The sequence below is a fragment of the Imperialibacter sp. genome (assembly GCF_040222815.1).
Taxonomy (GTDB): Bacteria; Bacteroidota; Bacteroidia; order Cytophagales; family Cyclobacteriaceae; genus Imperialibacter.
Window position 1 is genome coordinate 124,414 of the sequence record NZ_JAVKCH010000028.1, and the last position, 18,220, is coordinate 142,633.

14 protein-coding genes are annotated in these 18,220 nt (G+C 47.5%); 9 read left to right on the forward strand and 5 right to left on the reverse strand.

Annotated elements, in window-relative coordinates; translation table 11 throughout:
• Positions 1 to 117: 117 nt before the first annotated feature.
• On the forward strand, positions 118 to 2,199 hold the full coding sequence (locus RIF36_RS16350) for an ATP-binding protein (RefSeq protein ID WP_350128433.1): 2,082 nt from the start codon (positions 118 to 120) through the stop codon (positions 2,197 to 2,199).
• Here RIF36_RS16350 and RIF36_RS16355 read toward each other — a convergent pair.
• The 3 genes from RIF36_RS16355 to RIF36_RS16365 form a co-directional block, all read right to left on the reverse strand.
• Positions 2,192 to 4,099, reverse strand: coding sequence for a RecQ family ATP-dependent DNA helicase (locus RIF36_RS16355; RefSeq protein ID WP_350128435.1), 1,908 nt, complete (start codon positions 4,097 to 4,099; stop codon positions 2,192 to 2,194). The genes RIF36_RS16350 and RIF36_RS16355 overlap by 8 nt on opposite strands.
• Before the next feature lie 13 nt (positions 4,100 to 4,112).
• A complete protein-coding gene (locus RIF36_RS16360) occupies positions 4,113 to 5,309 on the reverse strand; it encodes a S41 family peptidase (RefSeq protein WP_350128437.1) in 1,197 nt (398 codons plus the stop codon).
• A gap of 211 nt (positions 5,310 to 5,520) precedes the next feature.
• Positions 5,521 to 6,294, reverse strand: coding sequence for an enoyl-CoA hydratase/isomerase family protein (locus RIF36_RS16365; RefSeq protein ID WP_350128476.1), 774 nt, complete (start codon positions 6,292 to 6,294; stop codon positions 5,521 to 5,523).
• Between the two features lie 183 nt (positions 6,295 to 6,477).
• Here RIF36_RS16365 and RIF36_RS16370 point away from each other — a divergent pair, with 183 nt between their 5' ends.
• The 5 genes from RIF36_RS16370 to RIF36_RS16390 all read left to right on the forward strand — a co-directional run bounded on the left by RIF36_RS16370 (position 6,478) and on the right by RIF36_RS16390 (position 12,035).
• A complete protein-coding gene (locus tag RIF36_RS16370; protein WP_350128439.1) occupies positions 6,478 to 6,801 on the forward strand; it encodes a PadR family transcriptional regulator in 324 nt (107 codons plus the stop codon).
• The gene (locus RIF36_RS16375; RefSeq protein WP_350128442.1) at positions 6,798 to 9,422 is read left to right on the forward strand and encodes an ABC transporter permease; all 2,625 of its coding nucleotides are present in this window, start codon (positions 6,798 to 6,800) and stop codon (positions 9,420 to 9,422) included. Before RIF36_RS16370 ends, RIF36_RS16375 begins: the two co-directional genes overlap by 4 nt.
• 222 nt (positions 9,423 to 9,644) lie before the next feature.
• Positions 9,645 to 10,199, forward strand: coding sequence for a dihydrofolate reductase family protein (locus RIF36_RS16380; RefSeq protein ID WP_350128445.1), 555 nt, complete (start codon positions 9,645 to 9,647; stop codon positions 10,197 to 10,199).
• A gap of 43 nt (positions 10,200 to 10,242) precedes the next feature.
• A complete protein-coding gene (locus RIF36_RS16385; RefSeq protein WP_350128447.1) occupies positions 10,243 to 10,737 on the forward strand; it encodes a hypothetical protein in 495 nt (164 codons plus the stop codon).
• A gap of 200 nt (positions 10,738 to 10,937) precedes the next feature.
• On the forward strand, positions 10,938 to 12,035 hold the full coding sequence (locus RIF36_RS16390) for a ligand-binding sensor domain-containing protein (protein WP_350128450.1): 1,098 nt from the start codon (positions 10,938 to 10,940) through the stop codon (positions 12,033 to 12,035).
• A 46-nt stretch (positions 12,036 to 12,081) separates the two neighbouring features.
• Here RIF36_RS16390 and RIF36_RS16395 read toward each other — a convergent pair whose 3' ends face one another.
• Both RIF36_RS16395 and RIF36_RS16400 read right to left on the reverse strand, forming a co-directional pair.
• Positions 12,082 to 13,284: an amidohydrolase family protein gene (locus RIF36_RS16395; RefSeq protein WP_350128452.1), complete on the reverse strand. Its 1,203-nt coding sequence runs from the start codon at positions 13,282 to 13,284 to the stop codon at positions 12,082 to 12,084.
• A gap of 378 nt (positions 13,285 to 13,662) precedes the next feature.
• Positions 13,663 to 15,336, reverse strand: coding sequence for a sulfatase family protein (locus RIF36_RS16400; RefSeq protein WP_350149406.1), 1,674 nt, complete (start codon positions 15,334 to 15,336; stop codon positions 13,663 to 13,665).
• Between the two features lie 1,086 nt (positions 15,337 to 16,422).
• Here RIF36_RS16400 and RIF36_RS16405 point away from each other — a divergent pair.
• From RIF36_RS16405 to RIF36_RS16415, 3 genes are all read left to right on the forward strand, one after another.
• A complete protein-coding gene (locus tag RIF36_RS16405) occupies positions 16,423 to 16,851 on the forward strand; it encodes an EthD family reductase (protein WP_350128457.1) in 429 nt (142 codons plus the stop codon).
• 349 nt (positions 16,852 to 17,200) lie between these two features.
• Positions 17,201 to 17,719: a hypothetical protein gene (locus RIF36_RS16410; RefSeq protein ID WP_350128459.1), complete on the forward strand. Its 519-nt coding sequence runs from the start codon at positions 17,201 to 17,203 to the stop codon at positions 17,717 to 17,719.
• A gap of 2 nt (positions 17,720 to 17,721) precedes the next feature.
• Positions 17,722 to 18,189: a helix-turn-helix transcriptional regulator gene (locus RIF36_RS16415; protein ID WP_350128462.1), complete on the forward strand. Its 468-nt coding sequence runs from the start codon at positions 17,722 to 17,724 to the stop codon at positions 18,187 to 18,189.
• Positions 18,190 to 18,220 lie beyond the last annotated feature (31 nt).

Here is an 18,220-nt window from a genome sequence, read left to right on the forward strand (position 1 = left end):
CCTGAAAATAAATGAAAAAAAGGCGGCTTTAAAGCCGCCTTTTTGTATTTTCGTTTACCACAGACCTTAATTATTTCCTTAAAGTGCTTTAACCTACAAAAAGACTGCTTTATAAAGGTGAAATCACTTGTCCTCTTCTTTGTCACTTTCATTGTTTCGGCCAATCTATGGGCTGACTCTGTTTATTTTCCCTCCGACAAAAGTCGAGACAGCTTGATCAACCTACTCCAAACCAGTGAAAAAGAGCAGCTTGTGGACGTGCTCAACAAACTTTCACTGTACTACAATATATCCGACCCCTCAAAAGCCAGCGCTTATATACAGCAAGCAAAAAGCTTGGCCGGGGAGCTTGACTACCAAGCAGGTCTGGCCTTCGCAACAAAGGAGGAAGGCATGATGAAGTTAAATAATGGAGAAATCATTCCAGCCCTTACGTTGCTTGAGCAGGCCAGAAATATTAGCGTTGAGATCAATGACTATCGGCTCATTGGCGAATCGTTGCATTGCATTGGTCTTGTCTACTCTGCCTTTGGCTTCCATGAGTACGCTTTGAAATACCTCAATGAGGCCATGGACGTCTACCGCAAGGGAAATGAAAATCAGCTAATAGCCTATTGCTACTACGATGAGGCAGCTGTTCATGTAAAAAACAAAGAGTTCCAAAAGGCGCTCGACAGGGTGCGGGAATGTGACCAATTCAGCCTTAGCAATGGCGTCAAAATTGAGGGCGGCCTCTCCCACATTCTATTGGCCGACATATACGCTGGGCTGCACAAAGACACGCTGGCCCTCGAGAACTATAAGTTGGGGCTGGTGCTGATAGGAAAAGAGAACTTATCACCAAGAATCAACGCAGCCGGACTCAGGGCTTTGGGGAAATTCTATCTGGAAAAAGGTCTTTATAAAGAGGCTAAGAAATCCTTTTTTGAAGCAAAAACCGTCATTGACGAGGGCACCAACGATATTGAAAAGGGAGAAATAATGCTGGATTTGTCCAGTGTTTGCCTGAAACAAAACTACCTTAGGAGTGCGCTGGAAATGATCGACTCAGCCCTCATAAAGAGCGAGAAGACCAAAGCCATTGCTTTACTGACAAGGGTACTCTTCACCAAAGCCGAAATACTTAAAAAAATGGGGTTGGAGGGGTCAGCCTTAAGGGATATTTCGAGGGCTTACACCCTTCAGGATTCAATTAACTCGGAAGGGTACAAGAACTACATCGCCGATATGGTGGCCTCTTTCGAAATTCAAAAATCCAACCTTAAAATCAAGGCCCTCAACAATCAACTTGAAGCTACACAGGGGGAGTTGGCGAGCACCAGCACCTTGTCACGGTATTACCTTGCAGCTACACTTTTCTTTGTGGCCCTGCTAGCATTCATTGCTTTTGACCAGCTAAAGCTAAAAAAGATTACAAAGAAACTCTATGCTGTTAACGAACAAGTGAACAACCAAAATATCGAGTTGAAGAGGCTTGATGACGAAAAAAGTGACCTCATTAAGCTGGTGGCACATGACATGCGCAGCCCCGTAAATAATATTGTTTCCATTGCCGGACTGCTGGAGCATGAAGCTACTACTGCCGAAGAGAGAAAAGAATATGTACAGCTGATAGAATCCATCTGTCAGCGAATCAATAGCAGCATTTCAAAATTCCTGGGCAGAAATGAGCACGCTTCGCCAGCCAGCAGGGTACCAGAGCTTGAGATGGTGAGCATCAATGATTTGATAATTGAAACAATGAGCGAGTTTAGCCCAAAAGCTGCGTCGAAGGATATCGAGTTGCTATTTACGCCATCAGACAATAAAAATGAGGTATTAACTGACGGCGACTACATCTCGCAGATACTTTCCAACCTTTTATCCAATGCCATAAAATACTGCCAGTCGGGTGCCACAGTAAGTCTGGAGTTTGCCATGCAGCTAAAGCATTGCGCCATCATCGTGAGAGACAATGGGCCGGGCATTTCTAAAGAGGAACAATTGACTTTGTTTGACAAATACACCACCACCAGCAATAGGGCAACTGGAAACGAGTCGTCCACAGGTCTTGGTTTGTCCATCGCAAAAAAGCTAACGCTGGCACTGGGAGGGGATATTCAGTTGGAAAGTGATATTGGCAGGGGCTGCCAGTTTATTGTGAGCATTCCAACAGTGGAAAATAGCCACGTGCCTAAGGCAACGGTGTTGGCTAAGTGAGCATCAGCTTCCCTACTTCATTGTATCGCACTTTTTCTTCATCCAGTAGATGCCGGATCCCGTACATTCTCGCCTCCTTTGTCTTGCCAGAATGTCCTTTCATTAGTTGCTCTAACGACACCTGATTCTTTCCAATTTCATCCATCAGCTGTGTCAGCAATTTATTGAAATCCTTCTCCGACTGAAGGGCCTTCTTTTGCCTGATGCAGTAATCGCACATTCCGCAGGGGATATCATTATGTTCGCCAAAGTATTCCTGAATCACCTGCGTACGACATCTTACCTCCTGTTGCAGGTATTTTATCATGGCGTCTACCTTGTCAATCAGCTCTTCTCTTCGCTGCGCCAGCCGTTGTTTGTCGATGGAAAGCTTGGCGGCATCCTGACGGGGCGTAAGGAACTGCACTTGTGGCGAGTCTTTCATTTTCTCGTACACAAAGGCCCCCTGTGTGTCCAAATACGTCAGCTGCTTTACCACCTCAGCTCTCGTGCAATTGGCAAGTCTGGCAATGTCACTTTCGGAAATTGTGGTCAAATGGGCAAACACCTCACCACCAAAAAGGCGGAGTGTCGCCTTGATTACCGGATCCAGGTTAGCATTGGCCACCTGTATTTTATACAACTCCTGCTTGTCGACCTTCGCAAACAGCCTGGAGGGCTGGTAAAAGCTCTCTGTGAGTTGGATGAGCCCCTCTTCTTCAAGCTTTTTCAGTGCTGCAAAGGCCTCAAACGGGCTTAATTGGTAGGTTTTGATAAACTGGTCATAGTCAAAGTCGAACGACACAAACTGTGAGCTTCCCACCGCCAGCTTGAAGTAATTGGCCAGCGCCTGGTATACCTTTTTGAGGTACTCTACCTCTGGCAGTGAGCGAAGGGTGCGTTCCTTCAGCTCCCTGACGTCCGCTGCCAGATAAATCATGACTGCGTAGGCAAGCTTCTCGTCACGGCCTCCCCTACCCGCTTCCTGATAATAAGCCTCGAGGCTGTCAGGAATATCGACGTGGATCACCACCCGCACATCGGGCTTGTCGATGCCCATGCCAAAAGCGTTGGTAGCCACCATCACCCGCACTTTGCTGTCGATCCAGTGGGTTTGCCGGTTCGACCGCTCCATGGCGTTCAGCCCCGCATGATAGTAGGAGGCAGATATGCGGTTCGACATGAGCCATTTGGCCAGTTCCTCCGTGCGCTTCCGGCTTCTTACATACACCACAGCCGACCCCTGCACATTGGTGAGTACCTCCAGCAGCTTCCTGCCTTTGTCTTCTACCTTGAAAACCGAGTAGGACAAGTTCTTTCTGGCGTAGCTCTTCATGAAAACAGCCGCAGCTTTCATTCTTAGCTTATCCTGTATGTCCTGCTGCACTTTCAATGTGGCCGAGGCAGTCAGAGCGATGAGTTTTGCATCGGGAATTTTTTCCCTGAAGTCGGCTATTTGCAGATAAGGTGGCCTGAAGTCGTAGCCCCACTGCGAAATGCAATGCGCCTCGTCGATGGCTAATAGTGACACCTTCATTTTGACAGCCCGCTCAATAAAAATCTCGGTCAGCAACCGCTCAGGCGAAACGTACAGAAACTTGATATTGCCATAAATACAGTTGTCGAGTATGATATCAATTTCTCTTTTACTCATGCCCGAGTAGATGGCCTCAGCTTCAATCTCCCGCTTTTGCAGCTGGAACACCTGGTCTTTCATCAGAGCAATGAGAGGCGACACCACAATGCAAATACCTTCCACGCACAGGGCAGGCACCTGAAAACAAATGGATTTGCCACCGCCCGTGGGCAGGAGCGCCAGTGTGTCTTTACCGTCGAGCACACTTTGGATGATGTCCTCCTGTAGCGGCCGGAAGGCGTCGTATCCCCAATATTGCTTTAATATGTCGGCTGGTGCTTTCACTATTCGAAGATATCTATTGCAAAAGCTTGATAGCAGTGATGAGGTAAATATCGTTGCTCACCCGCTGGTCGATGGGCAGCTTCGCCATCGATTCGCTCACGGACGGCTCCTGCTGCACCAGAAAATCGGGCAGCACCCCGTTTGCCTGCCACGACCGCCCAGCAGGTGAGTACATGGCACTGCTGATGAACTTCACCCTGTATTGATTCTCGAGCGTGTAGGTGGTTTCAATTACCCCTTTGCCAAATGTTTTGGTACCTATAATGGTGGCTCGCTTGTGGTCCTGCAAAGCGGAGGCAATGATCTCAGCGGCGGAAGCGGTACTCTTGTTCACGAGCACCACCATTTCAAAGTCAAATGGTGCCTCTCTGTCCGCCACTATGGGTGTGGCCTTGTCGCTTCTGGCAACAGTGCGTACGATGATGTTATTCTTGCTCAGAAACAGGTTGGCGATGTTGACCCCTTCGTTCAGTACCCCACCCGGATTATTGCGCAGGTCGAGCAGTATTTTCTTTACTCCCTGCTCTTTCAGTTTTTGCAAGTCGGCAGCCAGCTGTTGCGTAAGCCCCTGCGACACATTTTTAATTTCTACAAGGGCCGCTTGCCTCCCCGGAAGTACAGTCACTTTCAGGTCGTTGGAAGGAAAGGCGGCTCTTTTCAGCTTTACGTCCATCACGCTGACATCCCGGATCACTTTCAAGGTAGCCTCTGAGTTGGCCGGCCCGTCGAGCAGGTCGTTAACGAAGGCAAGCGTTTTGCCCTTCAGCGCCTCGCCGTTGATGCGCACGATGCGGTCGTACACTTGCAACTTGCCCACGGCAGGCGAATCTTCCAGCACTTCTGTTACCGTGAGGCTACCATCGTTGGTGTTGAATGTGCTGTTGAAGCCAAGCGACACCTTTACTCCCTTGAGTGAGTTCAGGATGTTTTCGTACTCTTCGGGTGTCCAAATTTTCGCCAGGTCGGGGTTTTCTGGCGGCGAGATGTGACGCAGCATCCCCTCAATAGCTGCCCAGTACAGCGCCTGGTCAGTAACTTCAGCGGAATAGTAGTTGCTAAGGATCAGCTTTCGCACCTCATCGAAGGTCTTTTCCGGGTCAGCAAAGTCGTGGGTGATTGTTACCGGGAAAAGCGGGGCAATGGCGTTTTGCGCCAAACTAACGGAAAAGCTAATGAGAAAGGTAAACAACAGGACTAAAGGACTTTTCATGATGATGCACTTGAATCTTGAGTAAGAACAAATCTAAAGCTAAGGGCAGGAGAAGAACCAGGTACAAATACCAAATAACAAGCATCAAAAAACAAATAAGTACCAAATCCAAAAAAGGAAAATCTCAAACGCAGATCAGGTTTTGAATTTCCCATTTGAAAAATTGAGATTTATTTGTCTTTTGTTATTTGAAATTTGGGTTTTTAGGTGCCTACCAGCTGATCTTCTCTTTGTTCAAAAAAGCGGCCATTCCCCGCTTGCAGTCTTTGGTCGAGCGGGCGACGGCGTTTTGTTCGGCCGCATACTGCAGGGCGTCAACAATCGACATCTGCTGCACTTCTGCCATCATTTGCTTGGTCATGCCCATCGACTGCTCGGAGTTGTTGGCAATCAGTCTGGCCGCCATTTCCTCCACCCTGCCTGCAAGCTTATCGGCGGCGACTACCTCATTTACGATACCCAGCTCCCACGCCTTTTTGGCATCGATCAGCTGGCCAGTGAGCAGTAGCTCTCTTGCCTTTGCATCTCCCAGCTTCCGCACCAGAAACACCATCACAATGGCTGGGATGAAGCCGATCCTGACCTCTGTGTAGCCAAACTGGGCTTCGGGCACTGCGTACACCATGTCGCAAACCGTGGCCAGTCCACAGCCGCCTGCAATGGCAGGGCCCTGCACCTGAGCAATTACTACCTTGGGAATGGTGTAGATCATTTCAAACAACTCCTTCAGGTGGATGCTGTCATCCAGGTTTTCTTCGTAGGTATTGCTTTGCAATTGTTGGAGGTAGGCGATGTCGGCGCCGGCACAAAAAGAAGTGCCTTCTGCTCTCAGAATGATCACCTTCACTTTGGGATCGTAGGCGGCTTTTTGAAAAGCTTCCTTCAGCTCAGCTACCAATTCATAACTCAGCGCATTTCTCTTCTCAGGTCGATTGAGCGTGATCCACGCCAGGCGCTCACCAGTCTCATATTTTATCAGGTTCATGTTGCTTCTCTTTGGTGTGAATTTAAGGAGTGGATAGAAGGAGGCAAGCTGTGAGGGAAAAAAATTACCGCTGGCAGCCCGGAAACTGCCTAAATATGGGTTCATCAATTTTTTTATCTCAAAAACAGAAACATATAATCAAAAGACCCGTATCATATATCATCTCACAAATAGAAAGATATAATGAAAGGCTACTTAGGAGAGTTTGAAGAGCTGGTATTGCTAACCATTGCCAACCTGGGCAAAGAGGCCTATGGGCTGGGACTTATCAGAGATATCAACGAAAGAACCAGCAGAAACCTCAGCATGGGTGCGATGCATTCGACCCTCACCAGGCTGGAGGAAAAGGGCTATATCACCTCCTTTCTCGGGGAACCTACCAACGAGCGGGGTGGACGCAGAAAGCGATACTTCGAGCTAACCAGCGCCGGCATAACGGCCTTGAGTGAAATGAAAGCGCTGCGGGATGAACTGTGGGCCAACACAAAAGTGAAATTGTCGCTATGAAGAACTCTCAGCACCCCTCCCCTCCCGGTTTTGCCAAAAAAGCTTTTGCATGGTGGGCCAAAACGGCCGACACAGAAGACCTGCTTGGCGATTTGGATGAAGACTTTCTCTACAACGTCGCTGACAAGGGGAAGTTTAAAGCACAGCTTATTTACTTCAGACAGGTAGCATCTCTTGCCTTTTCCTACACACTAAGAAAAAGAAAAGATGCCGCCGCCTATTCCCACTACTACTCAGGAAACTCCCTCGCCATGATCAGGAACTACTTCAAAATTGCCGTCAGGAACTTCTCCAAGCAAAAGCTTTTTACCAGCATCAATATCATTGGCCTGGCACTTGGCATGTCCATCTGCGTGCTGGCCTTGTCCATTGCCGTGTCCATTTTCAGGTTCGATGAATTTCAAGAAAACAAGAACCGCATCTATCAGGTCAACACCTCGATAGCCGACAAAGAGGATACCAGGCTGTATGCGTCTACCTTCAATGCCACCGCTGACTTCATGAGCGAAAAATACCCGTTCGTTGAAAAGGTGGTGAAGGTCAGAGAGGGGTTCAGCCCCGAAGTGCAGCACAAGGGCAACTCTATGCACTTCAATGGCTACTTCGCCGATTCAACATTCTTTGATGTATTTACCTTTCCACTGCTTAGCGGCGATGCGAAAACAGCTTTAGCAGAACCATTTAGTGTAGTGCTGACCCGGTCGACGGCAGAAACCCTGTTCAAAAACGAAAACCCTGTCGGGCAGGTGCTTGAGTCTGACTACGGGCAACTGCACGTAACCGGGGTAATGGACGACCTGAAAGAAACGCATTTCTACTTCCAGCTGCTCACCTCCCACCAAACATTTGAGCAAATAAATAGCCAGGCACGCCTGAATACTGACTGGGTAAACTTCAGAGACAACTATCTGTACTTACTGCTAAAGCCCGGAACCAACGAAGTCACTTTGACCGAAGCCCTGGCCCAGGTATCTGCGCAAGCCGCCTCCTTTCACCCAAACCAGCAAGTAAATCTCCAGGCTACACGGTTGGACAATGTGATCCCCACGTGGAATGTCAGTAATGGCCTGGGGGTAGGTTGGGACTTGCCCAGTTTGCTCTTTTTCATGGCTATTGGCTGCCTCATCCTTTTACCGGCCATTTTCAACTATACCAATCTGTCTATTGCCCGGGCGCTGAAAAGGGCCAAGGAAATTGGCATAAGGAAGGTGGTGGGCGCAGGTCAGAGACAGATAAAGATGCAGTTCATCATTGAGACCATCCTGCTGACATTCCTGGCACTGCTCGGCTCGTTGTTTATTTTCTACTTCATCAAACCGGAGTTTCTCGACATGGTAATGGCCGCTGAGTCTTTGGACACGTCATTCGGCTTGATGCTCGTGATAGCCATCACTGTGCTTGCATTGGTCATTGGTTTATTGGCTGGAATTTTTCCGGCACTATACTTCTCGAGGCTTAACCCGGTGAATACGCTGAAGGGACAACTGCAAAACAAATCAGCCAATGTTTCGGGAATCAAAAAAGGATTGTTTGTCTTTCAATTCTTCCTGTCGCTGGTCTTCATCATCGGTGTGGCCGCCATCGGCAAGCAGTATGCCTATGTGTTCAGCTACCAACATGGTTTTAATTCGGACAATGTGCTAGCTGTGCCTTTTCAGGGGATCGACAAACAGGTGCTTCTCAACGAGTTCAAAGCGCATCCTGATGTAAAATCGGCTACAGCAGCTTCCAACCTGCCGGGTGCCTTCCTGCCAACACAGCTTGACGTGACGCCCAACAAAGTGGACACCTTGCCTGTGAAACAGGTGTTTATCGGTGAGGATTTTATTGAGCAGCTCCATATGAAACTCGCCTGGGGAGAAGGAAGGCTCACTGCCTCCAATCAAAATGAGGAGCAGGTGTTGGTCAATCAGGCATTCATTCAGGCCATGGGCGTTTTCAAAACCAAGAGCGATTCCCTCACCTTTACACTGGCCGATGGCACCCAGTGCCGGATAGTGGGTGCTTTGGAAGACTTCAACTTTGAGCCCCTGAACGAGTATATCAGCCCTCTTGTGCTCAGGTACTCACTGGACAACAGCAATTTTGCCCTGCTAACCATCAATTCCACGGATATCAAGGGTACGATTGGCGACCTGGATGCCATTTGGATGAGTATTGACCAAAAGCCTTCTTTTGAAGCTACCTTCCTGGACGATGAAATTGAAAAAGCGTACTACTTCATGACGGCGCAGATCAAGATTTTCAGCTACCTGAGTGCCATGGCCATTACCATCTCCTGTCTGGGCTTACTGGGAATGGTGGCTTACACCACCGAAAACAGAACGAAGGAAATCGCCATCAGGAAAATTATGGGTGCCACCAACAAAGGCCTTTACTATGCACTGACCAAAGATTTTGTAAGGCTGATTGTAATCTCAGCCATGCTGGCCATTCCGTTCGCTTACTTTTTCTACGACTACATTTTCCTCCGCATGTTGCTCAAGTACAGCAGTGGTGTGGGCGTCATTGAAATTGTGGCGAGCGTACTTTTTCTCTTTTTGATTGGTTTTGCGTCGATTTACTGGCAAACCTCGAAGGTAGCAAATGCCAATCCGGCCCAAAGCCTGAGGTACGAATAGCGCCCCACCCCTTGGTTCGTCTCTCACAAACGACTCCGGAGGCGCCGTCAAACTAAGCCTTTCGCTGGTCAACCCCGTGGCAACGGTCTATTGGCTTGCCTCGAAAACCTTTTGGAAATGCCAGAGGAACTGCTTGCAATCTCCGACACAAAAACTAACTTTATTAGCTGAGGCCTGCAGCCTTCAACACGCAAGCAAAGATGCCAGCCTAAACATCGCGCCATGAGAAAAGTAATTGCCTCCATCAATATGACCCTGGACGGGTTCTGCGACCATACGTCCGCAATTGCAGACGATGAATTACATGAGCATTTCAACGATGCATTGCGCAACGCCGGCGTCCTACTTTATGGCAGAACCACCTACCAGCTGATGGAAAGCTACTGGCCTGCTGTAGTGAAAAACCCCACCGGCAACCAGCCAATAGATGAATTTGCTGTGCTGCTGGAAAACGTCCCAAAAATCCTTTTTTCCCGCACGCTGAAAAGTGTGGCCTGGACCAATGTCACACTAGCCAAAGGCGACCTTCAGGGCGAAGTGCTGACCCTGAAGCAGCAACCCGGCAAAGACATTTATTTGGGTAGCCCGAGTTTAATTTCCGCTCTTACGAGACATGGTTTAATTGACGAATACCACCTTTGCGTGCACCCGATCATCGCCGGAAAAGGACTGCGGCTGTTCAAAGACATCGACGACATGGCAACGCTGAAGCTCATCAAAACAAAAGCCCTCAAAGCCGGTCAGCTAGCGCTTTACTATGAGGCGGTGAGGAAATGAAAATCGACCGACAAACCTTACAGAGACAATTTTAGGTTTTACTATGGAAGAATATACAACCTACGTTTACGAAAAATCGAAGAAAAAGGCGACCAAAAGGCTTTTCTATAACCTGGGCATTTTAGCTGCACTTGTCGGCGTGATTTACATGTTTGTCGCTGGCATACTTGGCATAGGTCTTAGCATTGTGGGAGCTATTGCACTCATTGTTGCGATCATCCAAATGAAAAACTACGATGACAAATACATGGGAATAACGGCCTATGGAGACAGGGGTGCCAAATTTATTATCAGTGAAACGGGTTTCACGATGGGAGACTCGGTGCTGCCTTTTGCAGAGCTTAGCGACCTTATGATATACGTTGATGAGTATGCAGGGAAGCCCAGGGAGATTTTTGGTGTGCATCACGGAGGCAACAACGAAATTACATTCAGGTACAAGGGCCAACCTTACAACGTTAACTATATTATAAAGAACAAGGCCGACTTTCAACAGGTGGAAAAACTGGTGGCGAAGATTGAGGGCAAAACCAAATAGGCATCGGGGCTGTTTATAGCCCCTGGCCCCCAATACTCATCATCACCTTGAGTCGTTCGTGAGACAAGAACCACTGCGAGTCGAAAAACATTTTACCTTTGTTTTACATTTCTTTTACAATCCGTTTATGGTGCTCCAGGTTCACTTCCCTTAGTTTTAGCGAATGCCTATTCAAGAGAACGGGCAGTAAAAGAGAAAAAATGAAAACAAGCACTCCCATTTACCTGGTGCTCCTGGTATTTGCTTTTTGCAGCTCCTGTAAAGAACAAAGCAACACCGACCAGGCCAAAGAAACTCCCGCAGCCGAAACCAAAACCGTAGCCGCCCACGGCGGGCCTAATAGCATCACCCGTGCCATCATACAAAACAGAAAGGGTGATATTTGGATGGCTACCTGGGAGGGTGTGTTCAGGTACGACGCCCGCCAGCCGGTCGGGCAGGGCACCACCTTCACCAACATGACCACCGGCGTAAGCGATGCCCGCTTCTTTTCCGCTTTGGAGGACAGCAAAGGCGACCTGTGGTTCGGTACCATTGGCTCGGGTGTTTATCGGTATGATGGCGTCAACTTTACGAATTTCACCACCAAAGACGGCCTGCCTAACAATGAAGTAACCTGGATATATGAAGACAAAGCCGGCCATATCTGGTTCGGTGTCAACGGCGGCGCCAGTAGGTACGACGCCCGCCTGCCGAACGGGCAGGGCACCTCGTTTCGGAATTACCTGATCGAAGGCGACATGATGGTGGAAGATACCACAGGCAAAACCATCCCGGATCTTACCCGCCCGCCTATGGAGGTAAACGCCATCATGGAAGACAGCTCAGGCAAGCTTTGGTTCGCTACCCGGGGCCGCACCTATGTGTACGACGGCAAAACATTCCTGGTCTTCATGCATGCCGACAAACCTTTCACCAATGTCCGAACGGTCATTGAAGACAGCAAGGGCCAAATATGGTTCGGCGGCAACGATGGCCTTTGGCGGTATAGCAACAACACACTGACGCAAATATCGAAAGATTTCTGCGGGTACATTTACGAAGACAGCAAGGGCAATATCTGGACCAGCTCCGAAACCGGCAAGGGTTGGGCCCTTTCCCGCTACGATGCCATGGCATTAGCCGGGTTAAAGCCGACGCCCACCGTGATCAACCCATGGAAAGATGGAAATCCGGGATTGGCCTTTGGGATTTTGGAGGCCAATGACGGTAGTATCTGGTTTGGCACAACGACTGGCGTGTACCGCTACGACGGAGCGAACTTCACAGATTTTATGGGGAACGGGGAAAGGAAATAAGATTACGGTACGAAATAGCTTAAGACAATGCACCTACCGGTTCAATCTAAGATTTCATCAGCAGATATTTCATGAAAGTGCTTGTTAGGTCAACAACAAAGTTAATCTCGCTTGCTTGCACCATGTCGTTATGCTTGACATAGTTATTCTGATACTTTGTATAATATTCAATTAGCTTGTGGAACATATTTGTTACTTCATTTGATGCACCACGACTCTTTTGATAGGCACCTAGTTCAGACATCTGATTCTCCAATGATTTTGTATTCCCTAAAAGTTGCCTAAGAAGAATTTCAAGTGAAAGTCTCATGTCGTCCAAAGCATTCCTTTCAAACTTCCCTCCTTCATACTTCTCAATAGCAGAATTAAATATCCTAAGCGAATCTGGATAAGCAATTAACCCCTGTCTTGCTTCTTCTATCAGCAAAACTGTGGGGCCCTTATCATGCGTTCTCTCATCAAACGGATTCGGATGATAAGTTTCGGTTTCGTCCAGACAATGTTCTATAAAAGATACCTCGTCTTTCTCAGTTTCATTCCAAATAAATCTATTCTTTTCAGCGAACAAAGGAATCTCATCCTCCTTCAAAAGAGTTGTTGTAATCCTCACCTCAGAAATATCGTCGAAAGGAATTAGTTTCCCCTTAATCTTTATTGGCCTGCGCATAACGAACTGGCTTGCAAAATCTCTATCGAAGACGTCATAAGTCATCATCAACCTAAGCTCAACCCTTTCAGTCTTACTTCTATAAAAATGCTTTAGGACTAAATTATACTTCTTTTCAACGCTTGGGTTTCTTTTCGAGATATCAGGATGCAGCCCGTAATTTGATAAGCAAGAATATACGAAATTAATAAAGCTCTTCTTATAATTTAATTCTTGCTTATGCCTCTCGTTCAGGCTTTCAAAAGAGCTAATGAGCGTCACGAAAATATTTGGCTCTATTGACTTATCACTATTGAAATGTTTTTCTTGCGGTTTAGGGGCCGGTACTTTCCTATTATATAAGTCAATCAATTTTTCTTTAAAATTCTCCCTTAGAAATTCATTGATCCTCGATTCAAGCTTATCTCGTTCGACATCTTTAAGAAAAGTAACCCTAGGCTCAATTTTGCTAAAAGCCTCACAGATGCCCCGAAGTTGGTTTAACACAAAATCCCGATGCTTAATACCAGCCAGGTGTCTTTTGTAGAATAGTCTATATTCCTCAATGGTTTCCTCCAAACTGAGAGATTCTAACAAGCTCATGTTTTGTTACACTGTGTTTAAAACATATAAATATCATGTATTTATAGTACAGAATTGTTATCAAATTTCCGCTAAATAGACAAAACGGCTCGCATGCCCCTCGTTTGAGCGATAGCGGAAATGCCTACCCCGCCGCCCTGAACCGTGTCTCATGGGCCAGCACACAGCTGCATGATCCCTTAACTGCCCGGCTATAAAAATAGCACGCTAAGCCGCAAATCGGACAAGCCCGATCGCAAAGGATGTTGATCTTGCTGAGGCAGCCACAACCAGTTCTTCCTTTGCGTCTTGGCGCCTTTGCGTGATATTACTTCGGGGGCCAAGCCTAAGCGGCCCGGCGGACGCTTGAACCAGTTGAGTCGTAAACAAATGACATAACTATTTCGATTCGGCCTCTTTCGCCCTCATCTCCTGAAACATTTTTTGTAGCTCTTCCCTTGAATATTTCCAGTATTCAATCACAGGATTCTCCTTTACTTTCTCATGATACTCTTCGATGAACATCTGATTGAGGGAATCACTGTCCTGATACTGGGTCCGAAGTTGATCCAGCTGCTGATGCAACTCGGCTTTTACCTGGGCATAGGCCGGATCACTGTATACGTTCTGCATTTCCTGTGGGTCCTTTTCCAGGTCGAACAATTCCCAGGTATCTATATCGTAGTAGTAATGGATCAGCTTATACTTGCTGGTGGTGATTCCATAGTGGCGCATCACATTGTGCTCCGACGGATGCTCGTAATAGTGGTAGTAGTGCGCTTGCCTCCAGTCGGCGGGCGTTTCTCTCTTCAGGATGGGCACCAGGCTCGCTCCCTGCATATCGGCGGGTATCTGTGCCTCGGCAATGTCGATCAGTGTTTCTCCAAAATCGAGGTTAGACACCAACTGATTGCTCACCGAACCCGCCTTCACCACGTCGGGCCAGCTAATCAGCAATGGCGTGCGCAACGACTCCCTGTACATCCATCGCTTGTCAAACCAGCCATGCTCGCCGAGGTAGAATCCCTGGTCTGAAGTATAGATCACAATGGTGTTCTCCTCCAGTCCGTTGGTTTTCAGGTAATCCAGCAACCGGCCCACACTTTTGTCCACAGCGGAAACAGATGCCAGATAGTCACGCATATACCGTTGGTATTTGAATCTCACCAGGTCATCGCCGGTTGGGTTCTTTTGCTTAAAGTCTTCGTAGATAGGCCCATACACCGCATTCCATTTTTCCTTTTGGGCCTCAGTCATGGCTGCCGGTGCATTTTCCATCATTTTGAGGTCTGTTTCCATCTTCATGGTTTTGGCAATCGTCATGTTATTGAGCGAGGCCGCCTCCCGGTCACCGGAGTAATCATCGAACAGGCTTTCAGGCTCAGGAAAGGTCACATTTTCATACATGCCCAATTCGTTGGGGCCAGGCTCCCAGTTGCGGTGAGGTGCTTTGTGCCACATCATCACCATAAAAGGGGCCTCCTCTTCTTTGGCAGAGTCAAGCCACTGCAATGTTTTGTCGGTGATGATGTCCGTCGCATAGCCTTCCACCTCGTATTGTCCGTCCTTGTTAATGAACTGGGGATTGTAGTAGCGCCCCTGATCGGGCAGGATATCAAAGTAATCAAACCCGGTGGGCACACCACCCAGGTGCAGCTTACCAATGGTGGCTGTTTTATAACCAGCCTGCTGCAGCACCTTGGCGAAGCTTTCCTGACTAAAATCAAACTTAGAGCCGATGGTATTGTCGATAAATCCGTTGAGGTGGCTATACTTTCCAGTAAGAATGGTCGCTCTTGAGGGTCCGCAAATGGAGTTGGTGACCAGGCAATTATTGAACAGCATGCCTTGCCGGGCGATCCTGTCGATATTGGGCGTGGGTGCCAGCTCGGCCAATGCCCCGCCATAAGCGCTGATGGCCTGATAGGCGTGGTCATCGCTCATGATGAAAATGATATTAGGCCTTTTTTTAACCTCTTCTGCTTTTTTGGTCTCGGGCTGGCAGCCAGTGAGCAAAGGGAGAAATGCCAGTAAGAGATAGGCTAGTTTGACAGCTAGTCGGTTTGATTTCATAGGTGTATCCATGGTTGGTTCGATATTGCCGAAAGTCACTGCGACCCGGTAGTAACGGTTACGCAACTCAAGGTACTGAAAAAAAGACATTGTTCATTTCCGTAGATAGTTGGCAGGCAGAGCGACTCAGCACCTGCCCGCTGCCGCAAACGTAGCTTTGGACTTGCACCCCTATCCCGCCCATACCGCAAGGGTCTCCCTTGTGGGGGCTCTTCCTTCGGCGTCTCGCCGCTAAGACACAACATCCCTATAGGGTTCTAGCTCCAGCCTTGAAATGAGAGCGAGACGCTCAAATGTAATAGATCCAAGCCGACACGGCCCGGCGGACGCTTGAATCAGACAGCCGTAGATGGACATCAATCCAGCTGTAGATCGAAGTGAATCCAGGTGTAGATGGAGATCCATCTTGCTGTAGTTAGAAATGCATCTTGCTGTTGATGGAGATCCATCTAGCCGAAGACCGACCTGCATCTTGCTGTAGATGGAAATCAATCTTGCCGTAGATGGAGATCAATCTAGCTGTAGATTAAGTTGAATCTAGCTGTAGATGGAGTTGAATCTAGCGCTAGATCGGGAACAATCTAGCGCTAGATTTGGAAAGGTCTTGCGGTAGATCCAAATGGCCTATGCACATACCCATGTCACGAAAAAGATAGCAGCTGTCAGTTCGGAGGTGACAGCTACCACCAAAAAGCATCCCCGTCTCACCAAAAAGATGACACAGCGCATGAATTTGGTGATACAGTGCAGGAAAAAGATGAGTGCTCGCACCAAAAAGATGCGAGCGACCACCGAAGAGATGACCCAGTTCACCAAAAAGGTGACAGCTGTCAACAAAACCAGGGGGAGGGGTATCTGGAAGGGGGGTACCCCCCTCTGCGAGGGGGTGGAAGATCATTGTCAGTAAAGATTACAAAAGTTTGGAATAGCCTGTGAGGTTGGTTGCCCATCAGGCCGCCGGTTGTGGCGGCAACATGGGAGCGAGTGGCGAAACTTTTGTAATCTGCTGCAGACTCAAACCACCACAACAGACGCTTTGGGATGAAAATTTTATCACCTAACTTCCGTTTCTAAAAAAACTCAACTATGAAAGTTAAACTCATCCTGTCGGTATTGCTTCTGTTCGCATCTGTAGCTGCCTTTAGCCAGGAAAAGCAGCCTGGCAAAGCCAGGAAGCAAAAGCAGATCGTCGTTGAAAAAGGGCTCATTAAGGTATCCGTCATGTACCCATTTGAAGAAGGAAAGACCTTTGACATCGACTACTACGAAACCAAACACATGCCCATGGTAGCGGGGTATTTGGGGTCAAATTTGGTGAAATACACCATCGAAAAAGGCACCGCCAGCGGCATTCCCAACACGCCCCTGCCGTTTATGGCCATCGGCGCATTCTATATAAAAGACCTGAAAGCGTACCAGGACGCCATAGCTCCCAACAGAGATGCCATAAGGGCCGACTTCCCCAATTACACCAACGCAGCTCCTGTGATTCTGGTGAGTGAAGTGGTGAGGTGAGGCGTCTGAATATCGTCAACTAAGATTACAAAAGTTTGGAATAGCCTCTGAGGTTTGCTCTCCATCGTCCCACCGGGCGTGCTGGAAAAATTGGAGCTGGTGACGAAACTTTTGTAATCTGCTGTAGCCTCCAACCCTTCGCCGAACGCCTCACCAGTCAATAGCTACCCCTGCATTGCCGAGAGTGGCTCATGAAGACACGAGCCACGGCGGCAGAGGATGTAACGAGACAGACGATTGTATCGCCACCCAACATGCCCCACATGTCCGGCCGGATACTTGAACTAGAGCGGTAAAGTATTATACAATTTGTATAATATTTCAGTCTTATCTTCGTAAATTGCAATGGATGAATGTTAAGGTAATTGAGACAGAAAGTGGTAAGATATTAGGTGCAAAAATTGTCTCGAATGATCAAGTACGAACTGATTTACCTTCCGTTACCGAGGGATGGAGATTTAATTTTAACAAGCACGCTAAAAAGAAAAATCGTCAGACTTATATTCTTTATTGCCCTCATTCGCCGGAAATAATTGAAGGTTGCTTGATTTTTGAAATGAAGAATACTGTGGAGCCCTATATGGCTTATACTAAAATAGCTCCACACAACAGACATGAGAAAAGTAAGCTGAAAAATGTTGCGGAATGCCTGATTGCCTTTGCCTGCAGACTAAGTTTTGTCAATGGAAAGGGTGATTATTTAGGGTGGCTTGCATTTGATGTATTTGAAGAGAGGAAGGAGGACGAAGCAAAGCTAATGGCTTTGTACTCCTCCAAATACAAAGCGCTACGACTAGATAGCACCACCACAATGGTCATTCCCCCGGAAGGCGGCGAACAATTGATTGACGAATTTCTAAACAATTAATGATGGAAGCAAAGGAGATAAAACCGAAGGACGTTTGGAATAGCGATAAGAAGACCAGGCTTAGTAATTTTATATCGGAGCAGTCTAAAAATCAGCCCAAAGAAAGGCTTATAAGAAACAAGCTGTTGTCTATTCAGTATCAACTTGAAGACTATGCCAATAACCCTGAACCACAACCTGAATTACGAATTCTTGATTTTGTGAAAATGTATTTGGAGGTGCTAAATATTTCCAAGCGAAGTTTGGCTCAATACTTTGACATGCAAGACGGAAATCTTCATAAATATTTGTCTGGGGAGCGAAAGCTCAACGCAGAAATAGCGATGAAATTAAGCTCATTCTCACACACCCAACCAGAGCAATGGTTTGCTATTCAAGTAAAAAATGAATTATCCGCATTAAGAAGAGATAAAACGACCGTTGAAAAGTTTAAAAAATACGGTTACGAAAATTTGGTTGACATCGAATAACCCCTGTAGCTCCGTAATCGTCTTCATTTGA

Bases quoted from the DNA above. Each gene is read 5' to 3' on its own strand.
- RIF36_RS16360 (WP_350128437.1), bottom strand. From the start codon at position 5,309: ATGAAAAGTCCTTTAGTCCTGTTGTTTACCTTTCTCATTAGCTTTTCC.
- RIF36_RS16365 (WP_350128476.1), bottom strand. From the start codon at position 6,294: ATGAACCTGATAAAATATGAGACTGGTGAGCGCCTGGCGTGGATCACG.
- RIF36_RS16370 (WP_350128439.1), top strand. From the start codon at position 6,478: ATGAAAGGCTACTTAGGAGAGTTTGAAGAGCTGGTATTGCTAACCATT.
- RIF36_RS16375 (WP_350128442.1), top strand. From the start codon at position 6,798: ATGAAGAACTCTCAGCACCCCTCCCCTCCCGGTTTTGCCAAAAAAGCT.
- RIF36_RS16380 (WP_350128445.1), top strand. From the start codon at position 9,645: ATGAGAAAAGTAATTGCCTCCATCAATATGACCCTGGACGGGTTCTGC.
- RIF36_RS16385 (WP_350128447.1), top strand. From the start codon at position 10,243: ATGGAAGAATATACAACCTACGTTTACGAAAAATCGAAGAAAAAGGCG.
- RIF36_RS16390 (WP_350128450.1), top strand. From the start codon at position 10,938: ATGAAAACAAGCACTCCCATTTACCTGGTGCTCCTGGTATTTGCTTTT.
- RIF36_RS16395 (WP_350128452.1), bottom strand. From the start codon at position 13,284: ATGAGCTTGTTAGAATCTCTCAGTTTGGAGGAAACCATTGAGGAATAT.
- RIF36_RS16400 (WP_350149406.1), bottom strand. From the start codon at position 15,336: ATGAAATCAAACCGACTAGCTGTCAAACTAGCCTATCTCTTACTGGCA.
- RIF36_RS16405 (WP_350128457.1), top strand. From the start codon at position 16,423: ATGAAAGTTAAACTCATCCTGTCGGTATTGCTTCTGTTCGCATCTGTA.
- RIF36_RS16410 (WP_350128459.1), top strand. From the start codon at position 17,201: ATGAATGTTAAGGTAATTGAGACAGAAAGTGGTAAGATATTAGGTGCA.
- RIF36_RS16415 (WP_350128462.1), top strand. From the start codon at position 17,722: ATGGAAGCAAAGGAGATAAAACCGAAGGACGTTTGGAATAGCGATAAG.